Raw genomic sequence first — 15,639 nt, forward strand, 5'->3', positions numbered from 1 at the left:
CTTGACCTTCTTTTGTCAATTCAATGTCCGTGTCTTCTATTTGAAATCTCATTTGTCCATTGCATTACGCACAACGTTTATGTATAAGCCGTGGCGCTGAGAAAAATAAAAAAATGTCCTCCTTATCAGCGCCATGGATTATACATTTTGTTGTGCGTTGTGCAATATCACCACATATTAAAAAAGTCCTGTCGATTCTTTTCGTACTTCTTAAAATTGTCGGTGGTCATATTCATAAGCACTTCACATTTGTCCGAGTAGTCCTGTGGATATTTCCCTTTAAAGACTTCAATGATGTCGTCAAATGAGTATGGATGTTCTAAGTCCTCCTTTAGAAATTCCAGCTTCTTATTTTTAAGTCTTTTGCCTTCACTTCTCCACATATTATGCATGTAAAAGAATCGGAAAACAATCTTAAGGCAAGCTCTATTTAAGTCCTCTATCTTAATTGTCCCACCTGCTCTTTTTTGATAGAATTCCTTAACTACGAGGAAATTTCGTTTAACAACGTCCTCGGTCTCTTCAAAAGTCTGATTAGTCAGTAGTAGATTGTCAGTCGAGGTCTTAAGTCGAACGGCTTGACCTTCTTTTGTCAATTCAATGTCCGTGTCTTCTATTTGAAATCTCATTTGTCCATTGCATTACGCACAACGTCTAGCTATAAGGCGTGGCGGCACACCGAAATATAAAAATTAATCATCCAAAGTGCCGCCATGACTTATAGCTTTTGTTGGCGGCTGTGGCTCATTGTCGAAACTTAATTTGAAACTCCTTTTCGAGTGTTGAGATAATGTCACTGTACTTTCTAACTTCTTCAACGTCCGGATACTTTTGTGAATAAGTCCAAGGTTCATGAAACGAAAACTGAACAATTTTGTCTAGTCTTTTTAGCTTGAGATTATAACCTGATCCATCTGTCACAACCATGACTTCATACCCCTTACCTCTCTTGGTTGTCACTTCTTTTCTCAATTTGTCCTTTATGTCGTCTTGACTTGGAAGTGTCATGATGTTGAGCGCCTCCAATTTAGCCCACAGTGAATCCCAATTATTTGATTTTAATTCTGTCCTGGTCGTCTTTGCAATCTTCTCCGTAACCTGTCCCTTCTTCATTTTCAAAAGGTAGTCATATTTTGTTCCAGTCCATCCGTCACTACTTTTGACTATACGAAGTACATGTCCACCGTTTGTGATTCCCCTGTCAAGAAAGATTCTCAAGTTTACTTCGTTGTCAGAGCTCGGCATGTCCACAATACCCAATTGTTTTTCAATCCAATTGTCTTTTGTCAATGAGTCTAATCCTTGTCCAATTGCCTGAATTGAAATAAAAGTCAGAAGTATAAATGATTTGAAACTCGTCATGTCACTAGAGCCATTGCCGCCAACATCCTGATATAAGCCATATGGCTTATATCCCCTTATTGGTGGTTAAGTTAAGATTTTTGCCTATTCTATCCAATGGGCTAACTAGCTGATCAAAACCTTTTCGCGTTACGTGTGTGTACCGTTCTGTTGTTCTCGAACTTTCATGACCTAACAGCGTTTGAATATATCTTAAATCTGTTCCATGCTCCAATAAATGAGTTGCGAAGCTGTGTCTTAGAGTATGGGCACTCACCTGTTTATTAATATTGGCTTTCGCACAACTCTTTTTTATAATATTATTTACACTTCGCGCACTGTATCGCCCATAAATGCCTTCAAAAAGCCATTCCTTCGGAGCAAACATATCTATGTATTCCACAAGATAGTCATATGCAATAGCGGACAGAAGTGTGATCCGGTCTTTTCTTCCTTTACCACACCTTACGTTGATAATCCTTCGGTCGCGGTCAACATCCTTCCAACGCAGGCTCAACAGTTCACTGATGCGTAAACCCGACGCGTAAAGCAATAGAAGCATACAGCGATGTTTTAGGTTCGTTGTGTTTTCCAGCAATCCTTTCATCTCTTCTTCACTCAAGACTGTGGGAAGCTTCCATTCTTTTCTTGGACGCTCAATGTAGTACACCTTCCTTTCACCTTTTTTAACATGCTCAAGGTAAAATTTAATTGCATTGATGGCTTGGTTTTGCGTTGATAAGCTTACCCTACGATCTTTCACCAGGTAAAGCAAATAGTCATGCACGTCCTGCTCGGAAGCCTCCGCTGCTGTTCGAGGATAAATAAACGTTAGGAAAAAACGGAATTGCACGAGATAATTCTCAAGCGTAGCTTCACTATATCTCATTTTAATCAGCATCTCCTTATAGGCCAGTGGAACAACCACTACATCTTCCTGGTATTTCATGCACGTTACGTTATTTTCTGGTTTTTCCCAGCGCAAGTCTACCTTTACAACTGCTGCAAGTATGCTATGTAACGCATCAAGCGTTTCGGGAGAATAAAGTACGTAATAGCATTTATGAGTTTGTGAATAGGTAATACCTGGAAAGCGCTTTACAAGTCTATGCACTTCAGATGAGAGCTTTCCAATAATAGCTATGCACATCTTTCCCCGGTGTAACAGTGAAGACAGCGTGATGTTCATAGTTGTAATTACGTCACGCAGCGTAACAGTAGTCGTTTGCTACCCGTGTATTTCCGTTTATACACGGGTATACACGGGTATAAACGGGTATATTGAAATCAGGACGACCTCACTTATTAGGCACTAAAAAATCCCTCACATCCCGCTTTAGCACTTTGGCTATTTGGTACAGCATCTCAAGGGAAGGCTGCCCTGCATTGGTGCACCAACGGGAAACGGTTTGATCTGCAACTCCTAACATCTTAGCCAAATCTTTATTTGTCTTATGCTCCTCTGCCAGAACTGCCTTTATCCGGTTATACGCCTTTTTACTCATCATTTATGTTAGCTACCAACAAATATAAAAATGCGTAAGAACTTGAATTTCAATATTAAATATATAATATTAGTGTTTTAATTAACGTAAAATGTTTATTAAAACATTTTTTTAGTTTATTTCAGCAAAGAATATATTTCTATGGCCTCTTAAAAAAATTTCACCCATGAACCTCAATTATCTCAATCTGGATCTGTACGGCATTCCGGAGGATGCAGAAATTCAGCTTCCCGTCTACCTGATTGCGGCAGATTTGAAAAGCAGGAAACTTATGAATGCACTTACCACCATTGGCTGCGATGCATGTTTTTGTGTCGCCGATTTCTGCGATGTTGTTTTTTCTTTTATCGGATTTGATGACCGCCCTAACGAACTCTACGACTTTTATTTTCAATTATTAGAGCGCGAATGCGATAACGTAACGTACAAGAATGATGCGCCGATCAGGGAAGCCTATAAAATCTATATGGAGCTGGTGTCGAAAAGAAAATCAAATTGAGGCACGCTCCGAAAGCTAAGTGGCCTGGCGCGATGACTGGCAAGTAGAAAAAGCCTGCCTACGCAATGCTTCGGCAGGTAAACCCGACCTGAGCTGGCCTTGTGTGTTAGCGGCGGAGGGCACGCCCAGATAAAAACGCCCATCAATAAATAAATGACGTCCTAAAGCGAGCAGATGAAACCACATCGAGTACGTCATACCGAGCCTGCATGCATTAATTATTGCGCCGAACTTTGCTGCGAGGTATCGCTTGGATAGCTTACTTGGTCCGTGCGTGCTGTGCGTCTTTCTATTAAAGATCGCAGGAAACGGGATTCCTCAAATATATCTCAACGCACTATACAAGGTTGTAGTTTCGGAATGACGGAGGTACTTAATTTGTGCGAGTATATAGTCCCGGTAACCGATGACGCTGATGGGAGTAATGGACCTAAACAGGCATCAGGTGCTCCGCTCTGGCTTCAGTGTCCCTGTAGAGTGGCATCGATGTTGTCCAGATGGGTTGCAGATGTTATATAGATGATCTCCCATTGTTCTCCCATACCGTCCAGATGGTGTCTCGTCTAAGCCCCATGTTAGTCCATTGTTCTCCCATGCTTCTCTAGATAAAGCCGGTCTGGCATGAGTGTTTGTTCCATAAAAAAGGTTTTCTATGAAACAAACACTAAGGCTACTCCCCAGCAACACTGCAAGGAAACAAGGAGTCCATTCTCATGGTTGGAGATGATTTACTCGGCGGCATGCAGATGCAGCATTTTATTGTCGTGATCCTGGGTACGTGGAAACTAAAGGTGAATGTCTTTTACGCTATAGAAAGATTGGGAAGCGTAGTTCCACTTGCGCGGCGGTAGCACAAATTGCGCTGGACATAAGGAGTACATGCAAATCGCTGAAGGGTCTTTCAAAACAGGTCTGGAAGTTGGCAATGGAGCAAACATACTCCAATGTTGCAGTTCTAATAAAACGTGAACGAAGCCTGAACGAAACCCCACCGAAGCCACGACCAGAATTGCGCATCAAGTACCCAACACCCAGCACCAGAACCATTCAAATTCAATAAAAGATCTAGCCATTAACGAAGAATCATTCAAAATCATAACAGTGCGTTGCTCATCTGTAATATATTTGAACTTAATCAGGCATAATTTTAAATGAACAATTTCTATATGTCAGAAAAACATAAAGCAATACTTTTAAAAGGCAACGCAGCAATAGCTGAAGGAAACCATGAAGGATTTCTATCGTTATGCACCGACGACACGATATGGACGTTTGTAGGTGATAAGACTCTTAAAGGAAAGGAAGCTGTGCGGCAATGGATGGCAACAACGTACGTGGTACCGCCTAAGGTTACAGTTGACCATCTAATCGCTGAGGGTGATTACCTTACCGCTGTAGGTGAGGTAATCATGAAAGATGGCGAGGGAAAAGATGCACGTTTTGCCTATTGCGATGTATGGCGTTTTCAAAACGAAAAGATTGTTGAGTTACGTGCTTTCGTTATCAAAACCTGAGCACATTAATTCTGTAGAACCAAATCCCTTAGAATAACAGACCCAACTAAACAAAACACGTATGACAACAAAAGATGGCACAACACATTTTGCGCCTGAATTGCATATTCCCAATAAGACATTTGATATTGGTTTTTACAAAAACTTCGGGGCAGTAGAACATTTTTGTTTTCGTAATGATGACGGCAGCATTCATGTTGCAGAATTAAATATTGACGGTGCCATTTTTCATGTGCACGAAACAATGCGTCACTCAGCCGGTTCGCTTGAACCAATCAGCGCAAAAGGAGTTACTGCAGTGATCGGTTTGTTTGTGCCCGACGTGGATGAGGTAATGCAAAAAGCCATTAAGGCTGGGGCAACGCAGGTCAACGCTCCCAGGGACTACGAGTATGGTTACAGGCAGGGAATGTTCAAAGACCCTTTTGGACATTATTGGCAGATACAGAAAAAAATACCGCAGTAGAAAAACCATTGCAACCTGCTATCTTCCCTGGATATTTACGAGGTATAATCTCGCTAAAACGGCTTGTTTCGATTAGACTACAAAAGTCCTCATTTAGGCTACGTGCGGCGTGTTCCGGCTCCTGATCTTTGTTTCATCAATAATTCAAAGATCAAGCACATGAAAAATGAATTGAATAGTAAAACCTGGTTTATTACGGGGGCTTCCCGTGGTTTTGGACGGATCTGGGCAGAGGCTGCTCTTGAACGTGGCGACAGAGTTGCGACGACTGCACGCAATGTTAACAGCTTATCGGCACTCAAAGAAAAGTATGGTAAAAATGTAATAACACTCGAACTGGATGTAACTAAACGTGAGCAGGCAAAAACGGCTATAAATGAGGCACACGCCTACTTCGGAAGGCTTGACATCGTACTGAACAATGCGGGTTATCCGCTCCTCGGTACTATTGAAGAGGCCAGCACAGACGATGTAAAGGCAATGTATGAAACCAATATTTTCGGAACACTTAATGTTATTAAAGCTGCATTACCCCTACTTAGAAAGCAGGGAGGTGGACATATAGTGGGAACCTCAAGCAATGTTGGTCATATTACATTTCCCGTAATTGGATACTACTGCTCATCAAAATGGGCATTTGAGGCCATTCATGAGGCCCTGGCCATGGAAGTAAAAGATTTTGACATTAAAGTCACTATGATAGAGCCTGGTGCTTATGCCACGGAATTTGGTGGTCCTGAATCCGGGAAAATGGCGGAGGGTATGGAAATCTACTCGGCATTTAAAACACAATTTTTCGAACAATTGAAAAATATGGAAAAGGGGGATCCTAATGCCACACCACAAGCGCTCTTCCAGGTCGTAGACGCTGAAAACCCACCCCTGCGATTCCATTTAGGTAGCCACAATCTGCCGTTGGTACGTGCAGCTTATGAAGAACGTCTGGCCCTTTGGGAAAAGTGGGACGCTGTTTCAAGTTCAGCGCAAGGCGCGGTACTTCAGTAAGAACTAACATAACCGGTATTAATGTTTACCGGTTATGCTTAAATTTATTTTGCGATGAAAAGAAACGATAAAAGTCCGCTTAAATTCGAAACACTTTCTGATGCACACCGGGCATTTGGACTTCCTCAACCAAAGCATCCATTAATAAGTTTAATTAACGGTGCACCTTCGTGGTCTGAACTGCCCCAACCTGAGCATCCTCATGTATTGGGATTTTATAAGATTTCTTATAAGCCTAAACTTGGTGGTAAGTTGAAATATGGCCAGAGTTATTACGATTTCGATGAAGGCGGGTTGTTGTTTGCTGCGCCGGGTCAAATAATGGGTGGCGGAGAAAACGGCGGAGCTGTATGCTCTGAATACACCTTGCTTATTCACCCTGATTTCTTCCTGGGTTATCCCATCGCTAAAAAGATTACGCAGTATGGATTCTTCTCCTATACAGCTAACGAAACACTACACCTTTCTGAAAATGAGAAAGCAACCATCATATCTATTTTCCGCATCATGGAAGAAGAATTAAATGCGAGAATAGACGACTTCAGCCACGATGTGATGATATCGCAAATTGAGCTGTTGCTGACTTACGCCAACCGCTTCTATAAGCGCCAGTTTATTACCCGCAAAACGGTCAATCACGATCTTCTGCAAAACCTGGAAGACCTGCTGACAAATTATTTTAATAATGAGGAATCGTTAAACAAAGGTATCCCCACGGTTCAGTATCTTGCTGAAAACCTGAATATGTCACCAAGTTATCTAAGTGATATGCTTCGAACATTAACGGGTCAAAGTGCACAACAGCACATCCATGATAAACTGATTGAAAAGGCAAAGGAAAAACTTTCTACCACTACATTATCCGTGAGTGAGGTAGCGTATGCGTTGGGTTTCGAACACCCGCAGTCATTCAGTAAGTTGTTTAAAACCAAAACCAAACTGTCTCCGCTCGAATTCAGGCGGTCGTTTAATTGAGTGCTGAACTGGTACACTGAGCTGACCTCCGTTACCTTGGTTTAGTCATAAACCAAATTCTGGCGCAAGTGTTCAGTGTTGCTGGTGGGTGGGGTCACTTGTGCCCTTCTATTAGGAAGTACAACACGCGACTCAACAGGATTCCTATGAATATACATTGAAATGAAATTTTAACACTAATCGATTGGGCACAAGTGAGCTACGCTCGGCCCTACTCGCAACACTTGCGCCAGCTAAAGTAAGTTCAGGCAATAACCTTACTCGAAACTTTGCCGTAATTGCCTCTTAAGTTTGTCGCTTCTGCCTGCATCAACACCTCTGGCGCAAGTGTTGTGTGTTTGCTTGTGGGAGGTTCACTTGTGCTTAAATTAAGATCACGTCAATTAACTTCTCTGGTAAGCCAGCATAATTTATTGCACTACTATATAAATAGTGCTCTGGAGAAAGCACAATACCCGACTCTACAGGATTTCTTTGAATATACTCCAACTTTTGATCAATCATTTCATTGGTACTTAACTCAATGGGATGGTTGTGCTGTTGTCAAAACTGATACGCGGTATTATTACCATTAATCTTGCCAGCGCGTTCAAACAACCAAAGTAATAACTCGTTCCTACTCTCCTTAGGATGGGCTTTAATAGCCTTGATAATTGTACTTGCCGTGAATTTCTTGATATCCCTGATTATACCTTCGAGACCGGCTTCATTATTCCTACCCAGTATCAAATGGATGTGGCTGGTCATTATGCAGTATGCATAAACCTCCAATCCTTTATTTTTCTGGCAATACTTAAGACTGTCTAAAAAAATATCTTTATACTTATTCCTGATAAAGATATCCAACCAATGAATAACAGTAAATGTAACAGTAAATGTAACGAAATACAGTTTATCCTGATCTCTGATTTTATACTTACGACTCACAGATTGATTTAAGTTGATAAAAGTTAAGGCAAATTTATAAAATAAGAATGTTGTCAAAACAAAGTTGAAATGCGGATCAAGCAATATACATTTGAATAAAAATTTCAACACTAATCGATTAGGCACAAGTGAGCTACGCTCAACCTACTCACAACACTTGCGCCAGCTAAAGCCGGAACAGGCGCAATGATGCACTCATGCCGCAAAGACGTATAAGCGTAATTTGTCGCAATTGACTCTTAAGTTTGTCGCTTCTGCCCTCTCGTTCTGGACTTCATATACTATAGCTTTATTAGAAATTAAAGCTCATGTTATGAAAGGAATCGAAATTGTTATGTTGCCTGTGAAAGACAGGAAAGAATCCAAAAAGTTTTACGAGAAACTGGGTTTTAAAACAGTGACGGAATCGCAGGATATTCATGGAGATCCCTGGATTCAGGTTGGCTTCCAGGATCAGCCCACCACGCTTTCCCTCGCAGGCTTCCATGGTATCATATGCACAACTGATAATATTGAAAAAGAAGTTGAAGCAATAAAAGCAAAGGGTATTGAGGTAGGCAAAATTGATGTTACGCCATATGGAAAATTTGCGTGGTTAAAAGATCCGGATGGCAATGGCATTTGCCTTCGTGAGGCGCCGGTGCAATAACATAACAATTGGGTCACTTGTGCCATTCTATTAGGAAGTACAACCCCCGACTCAACAGGATTCCTATGAATATACATTGAAATGAAATTTCAACACTAATCAGTTAGGCACAAGTGAGCTACGCATGGCCCTGCTCACAGCACTTGCGCCAGCTAAGCTTAATGCAAAGGTTCTTCCTGTGCCCCTCAACTGTCCAAGATCCGGGGCGCAAGTGTTGTGCATTTATTTGTGGGAGGTGGAGTACATCATTTCGCCTCTGGCTTGTAGTAATGTATTACTGCACCACTGCTAAACGTTTTAGTCTTTAAAAGCTGAAGATTAATTCTATCGCTTATTCCTTCAAACAATCGCACGGAACCATTACCCAATACAACGGGATGAATACAAAGTTGAAATTCGTCAATCAGGTTTAGGTTGAGTAAGCTCAAAATAAGGCTTCGGCTCCCAACTAAAATGTCTTTACCTGGTTGTTGCTTAAGGTCTAAAACTTCTTCTTTAAGATCGCGTTGCGCCAACCTTGCGGTTTCCCAGTCTATAGTTTTTAATGTTCGTGAAAAAACAACTTTGGGAATATTATCCATTGTTACTGCAAACTCATCAGTAGCTCTATTCCCCGTCGGATTTTTCATTACCATAGGCCAATACTCCATTAATAGATAAGTTATTCTTCCATATAAGATGACGCCCGCATTGGCTAACAGGTCACTGTAATGTTGATGTATCTCATCATCAGGATTAATTGCTGTGTGCTCACAAAACCCATCAAGTGTTACATTGATTGCCGCAATTACTTTTCTCATGTTGTTATATTTAAATCAATTGTCAATTTTAAATCGAATGAACTTTAATGCGGAGTAAAGCTATTGCCAACTTTTGTCGCAATCAACCCCTTAGTTTGCCGCAGGATTGACTGCTACATGATCCGGCACATGCTTTACTGAATTGATTGATGTAAATTTTGAAGTACAATTCTTATCAACGCCGATTACTAATGCTTACCTCCTGATCGAATTCCACGTCTCTATAGCCCATTGTTTATCTCCCTCGCCAGGATAACAAATGGTTGAAAGTACAAATTGATTCGCTTTCACCTTTACGCCCTGCAACACCCAGTACTCTTCTTCTGTTTCTTTATCGATGTTATAGTATATTATTGCCTTCCCAGCTATGGCAGTTTCGCTTGTGAGAAATTCAGTTCCCTCGTTATCATTATTATTGAAGAAGGTGTCAGCGAACTCTTCGTCGGATTGGTCATCATTTCTCTCATACGAAGCGTTGCGAATATTTCTTTCGTCGTCGTAGTATACTTCCGTATTGTCATCTATTGTATAATAGAAATTGCCTGGCAAATCAATCATCCATTTGCCAGCCAGATCAAAAGTCATCACATATTTTTTATAACCGAATTCAGTGTCGGGGATGTCCGTTTCTTCTTCGTTTAGCAAGTTCTTTATTGCGGCCCAATCTTCAAGAGGAAGATCCATTTGAGGATGTAATTGTCTTGCGCGTTCAAAACACTTATCAATGTTAGACAACACCCTCTCCTCCTTATCGTCAGCTGGATAGTGCCATCCGCATTCGGTGTTAAGTAATGCAATGGCTGTATTCTTATAAAAGTACGCGTCGTCTTTTTTATTCCACCAGATAAAGAATTCATGCGCTGCCCATTCCAGGTCCTCGATTTTTGATTTTGCAATTTGCTCAAACAACTCTCTTGTCCATATTCTCATGGGTGATATCGCAAAATATTTACCTTGTAACCGTGGATATCCCAGGGGCATTGTTAACATCAATTGCTCAGCGTCTCGCTCTTCAATAAACATTTTAGAGAGTGCATGCAGCCACTTAAGCATTTCAGATTGAAGTTGCTTGAAGTCGCGATGGTTGTAATAATCAGTTTCATCCGAGTAGTACTCTTCCCCTTCTTCTTGATTCCAATTCCATGGGATGTCAAGAGCTGCGCCAAGCTTTTCGATAAGCTCAACCAGGTAGGCATGATACCCCGGACCGACACTGTTTGTCTTTGCCGAACAAATTAAATTATTATGCTTCAACTCGAACACTACCGGCTCCTCGCAAGGATGTAGCGTAGCATAGAGCGATGTTTCATCATTGCTAAATGAAAGGAAGTCTTTAAACAACCCGATTGTGTATTCAGTAATATAATCTTGTATAGCAGAAAATTGTACTGGTGTATTTAATTCTGATTTAATGTAAATGCCTAAGCCCATAACGGTGCAATATAAGCAAGCAGAAAAGATTTTGTAATTAACTTGTCTTTGAATCTAGTTGCTCATTGCCGTTTAGTAAAAATTACAAGGAAACGCGATCCTCGGAAATGATTCATCGACCAGCTAAAGTACACGCTCTCGGGATGATGATGTTGTTATTCTTTTTCTAATTCCCTGACAAAAAGAAGAGTCGGTAATGCCAACCATGCATATCAATGAAGATACCTGCTTTCAGTTATCTTAGGTTGAATAAGATCAATATGCACTGGTCTTACTGTAAATCCCTTGTAGCGCAGTAGTTGTAATACGCCATTTTCAAAAGGAAGGTGAGCTGCGCCGATAACGACAAACGTACTGCTTTCTTTTATTAGCGGGGTCATTCGAGTAACCATGTTCTGATTACGTTGTACAAAAAAAGTATCGCGAAGGTCGCCAATCAGTTCTTCCAGGTTTTGCTTTCGGTATGCCTCATATAATTTTTTCGAGGAGAGGCTGTCTTGCAGATACTCATCAATGCTTTTTCTCAACGCTACCATTTTTTCCTCCCATGTTAACATATTGCCCGATATGCCCAACATCTGTTCCTCAGGAGTTTCAAGGGATGTTACGGTTTTGTTCTCACGCTTCGCATGCTTTATCAATTCCAGGTCCATAGGGTAGTTGTTATTTATTGATCGCATCTGCGCAGCAACCGTTATCATATTTGTTAGATAGTACGGATTCATGTCATCATCAATGCCATTTTTAAACAACATCATAACGGCATTGTTCTTTTCAATGCCAAGTATCTTCTCTAGTTTTTCTTGGTAAGTATTATCCAGATCCGACATTAATGACTTCCCCTCCTCTCCTTTTGTAGCTCGTGAAAAATCGAGTCGGGAGAGGAGGTTACGATCTGTGATGTCCATCTCTACAGCGAGCTTGCTGCATTTTTCCATTAATCGGAATACCTCATGCGGTAACATAAATTCTGTTGTATCAATGAGGTGTAAACTACCGAAGATATAGGATGAATGTTTTAGCCCGTTTCCGGATATCTCCCACAACAATGAGTTCTTCGCACGAGTTTGTGCCGATGTTAATTGTACAGCAGTAGCAATGGTAATGACCGCCAGGAATAATTGTTTCATAGTTTACTATTTTTCACTAGTAGTAGCGCATCCTTAAAATTGTTACCACCACATGATGAATTTATTTTTCATTCATCTCCTTCAAAAGACAATTTAACCTTTCAATGTGCCTTCCGTAAAGCTTAAAAGCATACCACTTGCAAAAGAAATTAGCCCCGGCAGTGAGCATAGCAAGGGCAGCAATGGAAAACCACCAACTTGCGCCAGAAGATAACCAATAGAGTATAGTGTTCTTGTTCTCCAGCAGTACAGGCTGACAAAAATTTGCCAATAGAAAAATCAGCAGCGTTGATACTGGTAAAAACAAGGTGCCTCCCAATATATACCAGCTAACGTACTTCCTGAGTGCAGTAAGTTGTTTCCCAAAAAAATGTGTAGTTCTAAGGCTAGCATGCTGCATGTCGTTTAATAGTTTTCTTTTTCGAAAGAAGAAAACAGAAACAGCAATCGATGCAATTATAAAGAAGAGCGCACAAATCCATAGCGCGCCCCTATATCGAAGAGCATAAAAAATAACGAGGTAAATCATGCCTGCCATGATCGTACAAAAATCCAGAAGCAGATTTCGCTTCATCCTGGTGATATTACCCACGGAAGGAAGGGCGATGGTCTTGCTTACATCCTTTGAAAACACCTCACCCGAAGTTTGATCGGCTAGCGTATTCAATGTCTTTTTTAAAGCATCCAGTTCCATGGCTACAGTGAAGTTAATTTTTGAAGTTTATCTTTTATACGTGTCATTTTAACCCTAAGCGTTGAGCCGGCAATGCCCAATACATCTTCCATTTCATCATAGCTTTTATCCTCGAGGTATAACGTAACTATAGCTTTTTCAATCGGAGTAAGAAGTTGTATAGCAGCGTAGAGTTCGGCAACAGGGTCCTTTGGTTCACCCTCCATATAAACTGGCTCAGCTGGCGCTATATGTTTTTCATCAAGTTCGGTTCGTAGGGGTGTAGTTTTTCTCTTTCTTAAGCCAGCAATGGCAGTGTTTAGCGCAACGCGATACATCCATGTTGTGAATTTAGATTCATGTCGGAATGCAGGGAGGCTGCTCCAAAGCTGGACGAGTATCTCCTGGTATAGATCCTCTTTATCCTCTGCAGTATGTGCATAAACATGGCAGATCTTATAGATGAGCCGTTTATTGCTTTCTACCAATTCAACAAATTCTTGCTGCGTAATTTTGTTACCCTGGGGCAATGTGATCAATTTGGACTATGGGTAGAAAAAAGGTAAAAATGTTACAAACAATATAAAAAGAATTATTGGCCGGAAAGCAGGCGTTTAGGCTTCAGCTGGGTGTAAGTGTTGTGTGTTTACTGGTATGAGGTTCGCGTATATCATCAATTAAGTATCAGTGCCATTATACCATATCAATTGGAAAGCACAAGTAAGCTACGTGCTCCTACATTAGGTATCATACTTCTTATGCACATTTTTACTTTACATCCTTTTCTTTTGATTGCCCAAAAGAAAAAGCACCACGAACACCGAATTTACTAATTCCCTACCCGCGCTAACCGCAGCCTGCTCACTTTGCCTGGAAATTCCGCACTTTTCGAGGAAGTCAGCCGGACCGGTACTAATTGTCTCATCTTGAATTCATTAATCATCTCAATTTGAAAGTTCCTTTAGACAGTTCCATTAAGCGCTAGAAATTATAAGGAATAGCAAAAGTGCTTTGCAACACTTACAACAAGTACATAGGAGGCATCTGGTAAAATTTCGTGGAGAGTGCCTATTGCGGATCAAACAGCTTCCAGTTCCCCTCAGAGACTATTTCAACATTGTCATCAATTACTTTAATAGCAGTCTGGTCGTCAATGGCATAGGAAGGTACCGATAGTGTGGCAGCAAGCTTTTCAAGGTTCGCTAACGAGTTATCAGGAAACCAGGGATGATCGAGATGCGGATGCAGTGCAAAATCAAGTAATCCTAGTGATTTGTCTGTTTCAGATGGAAGCGTATGATTCCCATATGTTGTTCCATAGCTGGTCATAATCATACTCCCGGCGCTCAGACCCACGTACACTGTCTTTCGCAGCAGTGATGGCAAAAGGTCTGTCAGGCCAGACTGCTTCATCCAATAGGACAAATACTGGCAGTCGCCGCCTCCTACCAATAAGGCGTCGGTCTCCAAAAGCATGGGAACCCAAAGCTCCTGTTTAATACTGGGTAGCGCAGTAAGCTCCAGTATACCCAAAGACTTCCAGTCCAACTCGCAGAACGGGTCTCCTAGTGATCCGCGTATGACTTGTCGTACAATATTGGATCCATTGCGTATGCCGTATATGGCAGTGGGAATGAAAAGTGCACTTGCCTCAGAAATCGGTTTCCCTAAAAGTTCAACCAGTGCATTGTGTATACTTGTGTTGCTGATGCCGGCAGATGTCAGAAGGAGTTTCATTAGTTAAATTAATTCTTTTATTAATATCGCGAATTGCTTCAGCACGCTAGCCATGAAGAAGCAGATATTGAAGAATGAGCAGAAAAAGAGATTAATCCAATTCATTGTAGAAAAAGGAGGTCTACACGGGCACGTACTTATTAAGTATTGTCCCATTTTTAAAAACGAAAGAACTTTCCAGGTCCAGAAGCTTTTGATCCTTAAAAATTGGAAGTCCATGCCCGATGGCAACAGGTCTCCTGAAAATATAGTACTCGTCAACAAGGTTAGCGCTAATGAGCGAACTTACGAAACCAGCACCACCATAAACCATGATATCTTTGCCGGATTCATTCTTCAATGCTTGTACAGTTGTGACGAGCTCTCGATTTTCTACTTCCAGGTTCCGGCCTTTCATATCTGTTTCTGTTCGCGTGAAAACAATCTTACGCATGCTTACCATTCGTTTTGCTAAAGGCTGCTCATGGCTCTCAGGCTGAGTGTCAACAACATTTTCCCAATAGTCAATAAACCCATAGGTCATCTTGCGGCCTAGCAATATAGTATCACAGGTGTCTGCTAGTTCTATCACTTTTTGTAAAATTGATTCGTCCCTTTTGCCAATCCACATCCAGTCTAGCTCTCCATTAGGGCCGCCAACAAAGCCATCAAGACTCATTTGTACCTGCAGTTTTAATTTCCGCATAGACGTGTATTTGTATTTTTTCTATTACAAATATCTGCATACACAGCGTTAATACTGGGTTGTAGTTGCGACATCATGGAGGCGATTTGCGGCAAAAAAAATGTAGAAGTACCTCTGGGTACGGAAACGACAGGAGGATTAAAATGTTAGCATCGTACGAAATGTATTACCCGCAAGAAACAGCGTGTAATGATCGGCAATATGATCTTTAGTTGAAGATGAAAAAAATTCCCTGCGTGAACGCCATCTTAAATGACATTGCTTTTCGCAGGGAAATCCTAATGATTGAAATAATCATAAGC

Annotated in this window: 18 protein-coding genes; 6 read left to right on the forward strand and 12 right to left on the reverse strand. The window is 41.2% G+C overall.

Going from position 1 to position 15,639, the window contains the following annotated elements:
* Nucleotides 1-167 precede the first annotated feature (167 nt).
* From KK060_RS22975 to KK060_RS22990, 4 genes are all read right to left on the reverse strand, one after another.
* Nucleotides 168-629, reverse strand: a complete 462-nt coding sequence (locus KK060_RS22975; protein WP_254157292.1) for a hypothetical protein — start codon at nucleotides 627-629, stop codon at nucleotides 168-170.
* A gap of 115 nt (nucleotides 630-744) precedes the next feature.
* Nucleotides 745-1,362, reverse strand: coding sequence for a hypothetical protein (locus KK060_RS22980; RefSeq protein WP_254157294.1), 618 nt, complete (start codon nucleotides 1,360-1,362; stop codon nucleotides 745-747).
* A 46-nt stretch (nucleotides 1,363-1,408) separates the two neighbouring features.
* A complete protein-coding gene (locus KK060_RS22985; RefSeq protein ID WP_254157296.1) occupies nucleotides 1,409-2,530 on the reverse strand; it encodes a tyrosine-type recombinase/integrase in 1,122 nt (373 codons plus the stop codon).
* Nucleotides 2,531-2,639: 109 nt separating this feature from the next.
* Nucleotides 2,640-2,849: a helix-turn-helix transcriptional regulator gene (locus KK060_RS22990; RefSeq protein WP_254157298.1), complete on the reverse strand. Its 210-nt coding sequence runs from the start codon at nucleotides 2,847-2,849 to the stop codon at nucleotides 2,640-2,642.
* A gap of 163 nt (nucleotides 2,850-3,012) precedes the next feature.
* Between KK060_RS22990 and KK060_RS22995 the strand changes: the two genes are divergently transcribed.
* From KK060_RS22995 to KK060_RS23015, 5 genes are all read left to right on the forward strand, one after another.
* A complete protein-coding gene (locus KK060_RS22995; RefSeq protein WP_254157300.1) occupies nucleotides 3,013-3,345 on the forward strand; it encodes a hypothetical protein in 333 nt (110 codons plus the stop codon).
* A 1,166-nt stretch (nucleotides 3,346-4,511) separates the two neighbouring features.
* The gene (locus tag KK060_RS23000) at nucleotides 4,512-4,859 is read left to right on the forward strand and encodes a nuclear transport factor 2 family protein (protein WP_254157302.1); all 348 of its coding nucleotides are present in this window, start codon (nucleotides 4,512-4,514) and stop codon (nucleotides 4,857-4,859) included.
* 61 nt (nucleotides 4,860-4,920) lie between these two features.
* Nucleotides 4,921-5,325 (forward strand): VOC family protein, encoded by a 405-nt coding sequence (locus KK060_RS23005; protein WP_254157305.1) that lies wholly within the window; start codon nucleotides 4,921-4,923, stop codon nucleotides 5,323-5,325.
* 63 nt (nucleotides 5,326-5,388) lie between these two features.
* The gene (locus KK060_RS23010; protein ID WP_254157307.1) at nucleotides 5,389-6,330 is read left to right on the forward strand and encodes an SDR family NAD(P)-dependent oxidoreductase; all 942 of its coding nucleotides are present in this window, start codon (nucleotides 5,389-5,391) and stop codon (nucleotides 6,328-6,330) included.
* Between the two features lie 54 nt (nucleotides 6,331-6,384).
* Nucleotides 6,385-7,305, forward strand: coding sequence for a helix-turn-helix domain-containing protein (locus KK060_RS23015; protein WP_254157309.1), 921 nt, complete (start codon nucleotides 6,385-6,387; stop codon nucleotides 7,303-7,305).
* A 543-nt stretch (nucleotides 7,306-7,848) separates the two neighbouring features.
* Here the strand turns inward: KK060_RS23015 and KK060_RS25305 are convergent.
* Nucleotides 7,849-8,232 (reverse strand): transposase, encoded by a 384-nt coding sequence (locus KK060_RS25305; RefSeq protein ID WP_367397536.1) that lies wholly within the window; start codon nucleotides 8,230-8,232, stop codon nucleotides 7,849-7,851.
* Between the two features lie 313 nt (nucleotides 8,233-8,545).
* Between KK060_RS25305 and KK060_RS23025 the strand changes: the two genes are divergently transcribed.
* Nucleotides 8,546-8,881: a VOC family protein gene (locus KK060_RS23025; protein ID WP_254157311.1), complete on the forward strand. Its 336-nt coding sequence runs from the start codon at nucleotides 8,546-8,548 to the stop codon at nucleotides 8,879-8,881.
* 245 nt (nucleotides 8,882-9,126) lie between these two features.
* Here the strand turns inward: KK060_RS23025 and KK060_RS23030 are convergent, their stop codons facing one another.
* The 7 genes from KK060_RS23030 to KK060_RS23060 all read right to left on the reverse strand — a co-directional run bounded on the left by KK060_RS23030 (nucleotide 9,127) and on the right by KK060_RS23060 (nucleotide 15,337).
* Entirely contained in the window at nucleotides 9,127-9,681 is a 555-nt protein-coding gene (locus KK060_RS23030; RefSeq protein WP_254157313.1) for a dihydrofolate reductase family protein, read from the reverse strand.
* A 195-nt stretch (nucleotides 9,682-9,876) separates the two neighbouring features.
* The gene (locus tag KK060_RS23035; RefSeq protein WP_254157315.1) at nucleotides 9,877-11,112 is read right to left on the reverse strand and encodes a hypothetical protein; all 1,236 of its coding nucleotides are present in this window, start codon (nucleotides 11,110-11,112) and stop codon (nucleotides 9,877-9,879) included.
* A 212-nt stretch (nucleotides 11,113-11,324) separates the two neighbouring features.
* Nucleotides 11,325-12,242 carry a TraB/GumN family protein gene (locus tag KK060_RS23040; RefSeq protein WP_254157318.1) on the reverse strand — a complete coding sequence of 306 codons (918 nt, stop codon included), beginning with the start codon at nucleotides 12,240-12,242 and terminating at the stop codon, nucleotides 11,325-11,327.
* A gap of 61 nt (nucleotides 12,243-12,303) precedes the next feature.
* Entirely contained in the window at nucleotides 12,304-12,936 is a 633-nt protein-coding gene (locus KK060_RS23045) for a hypothetical protein (protein WP_254157320.1), read from the reverse strand.
* A gap of 2 nt (nucleotides 12,937-12,938) precedes the next feature.
* The gene (locus KK060_RS23050) at nucleotides 12,939-13,454 is read right to left on the reverse strand and encodes an RNA polymerase sigma factor (protein WP_254157322.1); all 516 of its coding nucleotides are present in this window, start codon (nucleotides 13,452-13,454) and stop codon (nucleotides 12,939-12,941) included.
* Between the two features lie 529 nt (nucleotides 13,455-13,983).
* The gene (locus tag KK060_RS23055; RefSeq protein ID WP_254157324.1) at nucleotides 13,984-14,652 is read right to left on the reverse strand and encodes a Type 1 glutamine amidotransferase-like domain-containing protein; all 669 of its coding nucleotides are present in this window, start codon (nucleotides 14,650-14,652) and stop codon (nucleotides 13,984-13,986) included.
* Between the two features lie 121 nt (nucleotides 14,653-14,773).
* Nucleotides 14,774-15,337, reverse strand: a complete 564-nt coding sequence (locus KK060_RS23060; protein WP_254157326.1) for a dihydrofolate reductase family protein — start codon at nucleotides 15,335-15,337, stop codon at nucleotides 14,774-14,776.
* Nucleotides 15,338-15,639: the final 302 nt, after the last annotated feature.

Source organism: Chryseosolibacter indicum, assembly GCF_018598585.1.
In the GTDB taxonomy this organism is placed as follows: Bacteria; Bacteroidota; Bacteroidia; order Cytophagales; family Cyclobacteriaceae; genus Chryseosolibacter; species Chryseosolibacter indicus.

Bases quoted from the DNA above. Each gene is read 5' to 3' on its own strand.
- KK060_RS22975 (WP_254157292.1), bottom strand. From the start codon at position 629: ATGAGATTTCAAATAGAAGACACGGACATTGAATTGACAAAAGAAGGT.
- KK060_RS22980 (WP_254157294.1), bottom strand. From the start codon at position 1,362: ATGACGAGTTTCAAATCATTTATACTTCTGACTTTTATTTCAATTCAG.
- KK060_RS22985 (WP_254157296.1), bottom strand. From the start codon at position 2,530: ATGAACATCACGCTGTCTTCACTGTTACACCGGGGAAAGATGTGCATA.
- KK060_RS22990 (WP_254157298.1), bottom strand. From the start codon at position 2,849: ATGATGAGTAAAAAGGCGTATAACCGGATAAAGGCAGTTCTGGCAGAG.
- KK060_RS22995 (WP_254157300.1), top strand. From the start codon at position 3,013: ATGAACCTCAATTATCTCAATCTGGATCTGTACGGCATTCCGGAGGAT.
- KK060_RS23000 (WP_254157302.1), top strand. From the start codon at position 4,512: ATGTCAGAAAAACATAAAGCAATACTTTTAAAAGGCAACGCAGCAATA.
- KK060_RS23005 (WP_254157305.1), top strand. From the start codon at position 4,921: ATGACAACAAAAGATGGCACAACACATTTTGCGCCTGAATTGCATATT.
- KK060_RS23015 (WP_254157309.1), top strand. From the start codon at position 6,385: ATGAAAAGAAACGATAAAAGTCCGCTTAAATTCGAAACACTTTCTGAT.
- KK060_RS23025 (WP_254157311.1), top strand. From the start codon at position 8,546: ATGAAAGGAATCGAAATTGTTATGTTGCCTGTGAAAGACAGGAAAGAA.
- KK060_RS23030 (WP_254157313.1), bottom strand. From the start codon at position 9,681: ATGAGAAAAGTAATTGCGGCAATCAATGTAACACTTGATGGGTTTTGT.
- KK060_RS23035 (WP_254157315.1), bottom strand. From the start codon at position 11,112: ATGGGCTTAGGCATTTACATTAAATCAGAATTAAATACACCAGTACAA.
- KK060_RS23040 (WP_254157318.1), bottom strand. From the start codon at position 12,242: ATGAAACAATTATTCCTGGCGGTCATTACCATTGCTACTGCTGTACAA.
- KK060_RS23045 (WP_254157320.1), bottom strand. From the start codon at position 12,936: ATGGAACTGGATGCTTTAAAAAAGACATTGAATACGCTAGCCGATCAA.
- KK060_RS23055 (WP_254157324.1), bottom strand. From the start codon at position 14,652: ATGAAACTCCTTCTGACATCTGCCGGCATCAGCAACACAAGTATACAC.
- KK060_RS23060 (WP_254157326.1), bottom strand. From the start codon at position 15,337: ATGCGGAAATTAAAACTGCAGGTACAAATGAGTCTTGATGGCTTTGTT.